The organism is Cobetia sp. MC34 (assembly GCF_018340035.1).
In the GTDB taxonomy this organism is placed as follows: domain Bacteria; phylum Pseudomonadota; class Gammaproteobacteria; order Pseudomonadales; family Halomonadaceae; genus Cobetia; species Cobetia amphilecti.
On sequence record NZ_JADPPY010000077.1, the window covers coordinates 1 to 2386 of the forward strand.

Sequence of the window (2386 nt, forward strand, 5' to 3'; positions counted from 1 at the left end):
GACTTGCGGGCCGCCACCTTGGCGGAAGGATGTGTTGCCCAGCTCATGACGATGCCCTCACCTGATTGGATTGCCAGCGGCGATAGTTGGTGATGATCCGGCGCAGCATGTGCGCCGCCCTCGGCTCGTGATCGATCTCGGCCCGACTCCTCACCCCGCAGGCCGTGCGAATGAAGTCCACCGCGTCTTCCTCCTTGTGCGTACCATCCGGCAGCACATTGGTATCGATGCCGTGTCGGGCGCGCCGCGCCTGATCCAGATAGCGATGGAACCCCTCGGCCTGGCATAGCATCGCGGCCTTGCGGGCCAGCGTTCCGCCAGCGGGCTTGGGTGTGGTCTCTGTCACGCTTGCCCCCTCAGTCGCTCACCATTGGCATTGAAGCGGGGAGCGCCCAGGGCGATGCAGCGCTTACACGTCCCCAGACACGCCGCCAGCTGATGGACAGCCACTCGCCTACCGCAGGCAAAGCAGCGACGCAGGGCTGAACGATTCGGGCGCTTGAAGCTGCCGGCGGGGCGATAGCTCATCGGGCACCACCCTGCTTCAAGCGACGGCTGACATTCACTGCTGCCCGGTGGGCATGGCCCTTGCTCGACTGACACTCTTTGCACTCGAGCAGGTACTGCCATTCATACTTGCTCACCTGCTCTTTCATCTGGCTTGCCGGCCGCCAGCGACCACACGCCTCACACCAGAAGCGCTCCGGCACCACAGTCAGATCGGGCGTGGCTGTCTTGGGGGTATGCTTCGGGCTCATGCCGCATCCTCCCGCAGCGCCTCGGCGATGCTTTCCGGCCACTTCAACTGCTGCACCGGTGCGCCGTCGCTGTGCCGCTTGCCGGTATCCAGCATGCGGCCACCTGACTGGCGGCCTGCCTCAGTCATCACCCAGTACGCCTTGCCCTTGCCGTCACGCTCCTGACGCTGGAAACCCTTGTCGCGCAGCAGTCGGTTGATGGCGATCGCGCTCATGTCCAACGGCATGCCCAGCTCAGTCGGGGTCAGGTAGCGCTCGTTCATCGGGCTCAGCAGGTGGGTCGCCCCAAGCTCTTCCAGCAGGTTGATGCCGGTACGCTTCTGCACGGCCTGATTCACCGACAGCAAGCGCATGTTGTCGTCAAAGCCGAATGCCCGGGCAGCGCCATCGAGCGCGCTGGCGATGGCCGAGGCACGGGAGATGTCCGTGGTGGTGTCTACCGGTGCCGTCGCAGGCTGGGCCACCTGATAGCTGCCGGTCTTGCGGATGGTCGGCAGGACTTCAGCGGTCACCCAGCGACGGAACGGCTTTGCATTCGGCTTCCGGCAGACGAAGGTCGCGTGATATAGCCCAGACTCACTGATGACCGTGAGATTCTGCTCGCCACCAAGGGTGCGCACTTTTGTGTAGCCTTTTTCTTCCTCGTCCAATACGCGAGTCATCTCCGGAGCATCGCGGTAGCCAAGCGCCAGAGCCACGTCCTTAGCCACGAACCAGTTGTCACCATCCTTCTCAACCACACGGACCTGCTGGGTATCAAACTCGAACGGGATCACATTGCTCATGGGTCAAGCTCCTTTCAGTGCGGCACGCAGGGAACGCATCCCCTGATCGGCATTCATGGTGTGAGGCAGACCAGAGGCCTCGGCTTGCTGCTGGGCGCGGGCCTGGCCCGCCATGGCGGCACGCTCTGCCGGTGACAGCTGACCGTCATGCCCAATCGCTGCTTGCGGCTTGAGGTCATCACCCCGGGCGTATCGCTCCACCACCTGCTGGTAGTACACGCGGAAGGCACGTTCGTGCTTGTCCATGCGCTGATAGCTGGCCGAGGCCATGCCGTGAAGGTCCATGTTCTCGCCCGCGGCGGCGATGGCCTCATGCGGATACGGCTTGCCGGTGAAGGCGTGGTCCTGCAATGCCTGCCAGGCAGTGTCGAAGTCCGGTAGGCCCAGTCCCTCGGGCGTCATCTGGCATAGCTCGGCGAACTGCATGGCGCTGTCCGGTGGGAAGGCGTTGCCACGCTGTTGGAGTGACTTGGCCGTGCGGGCCTTCTCGGCCTGCAAGCCACAGCGCAGGTGCTGGGCGCTCAGGTGGCTCAGGGCCGCCAGCCACTCGCCTTCTACGTCACAGCTCACCCACTGGCCATTCTCCTCAGTGCCCCAGCCCATCTCACGGCAGCGTCGGTGCCAATGGGCGCCATGCAATTGGGCCAAGCGATCGAACAATGCATCCACCGCTTTCTGGCTCACCCGTGGCAGGTCATCACAGCCACTCGCCATCAATGACGTCGCCGGACGGCGGCTGGCCTTCGGCTTGTTCACGGCGGCGCTGCTCAATGAGTGCACGCCCTTCAGCGGCTGAGAGTTTCGAGTTACGGATTGGACCAGTTGAGCGACGGCTTCCATGGG

At 63.9% G+C, this 2386-nt stretch carries 4 protein-coding genes; all 4 read right to left on the reverse strand.

The window, feature by feature from the left end:
• Window positions 1-43 precede the first annotated feature (43 nt).
• Entirely contained in the window at window positions 44-346 is a 303-nt protein-coding gene (locus IZU87_RS17145) for a hypothetical protein (RefSeq protein ID WP_349305204.1), read from the reverse strand.
• 178 nt (window positions 347-524) lie between these two features.
• The gene (locus tag IZU87_RS17150; RefSeq protein ID WP_213115349.1) at window positions 525-758 is read right to left on the reverse strand and encodes a hypothetical protein; all 234 of its coding nucleotides are present in this window, start codon (window positions 756-758) and stop codon (window positions 525-527) included.
• Window positions 755-1543 carry a BRO-N domain-containing protein gene (locus IZU87_RS17155; protein ID WP_213115350.1) on the reverse strand — a complete coding sequence of 263 codons (789 nt, stop codon included), beginning with the start codon at window positions 1541-1543 and terminating at the stop codon, window positions 755-757. Before IZU87_RS17155 ends, IZU87_RS17150 begins: the two co-directional genes overlap by 4 nt.
• A gap of 3 nt (window positions 1544-1546) precedes the next feature.
• Window positions 1547-2299 (reverse strand): hypothetical protein, encoded by a 753-nt coding sequence (locus IZU87_RS17160; protein ID WP_349305205.1) that lies wholly within the window; start codon window positions 2297-2299, stop codon window positions 1547-1549.
• Window positions 2300-2386: the final 87 nt, after the last annotated feature.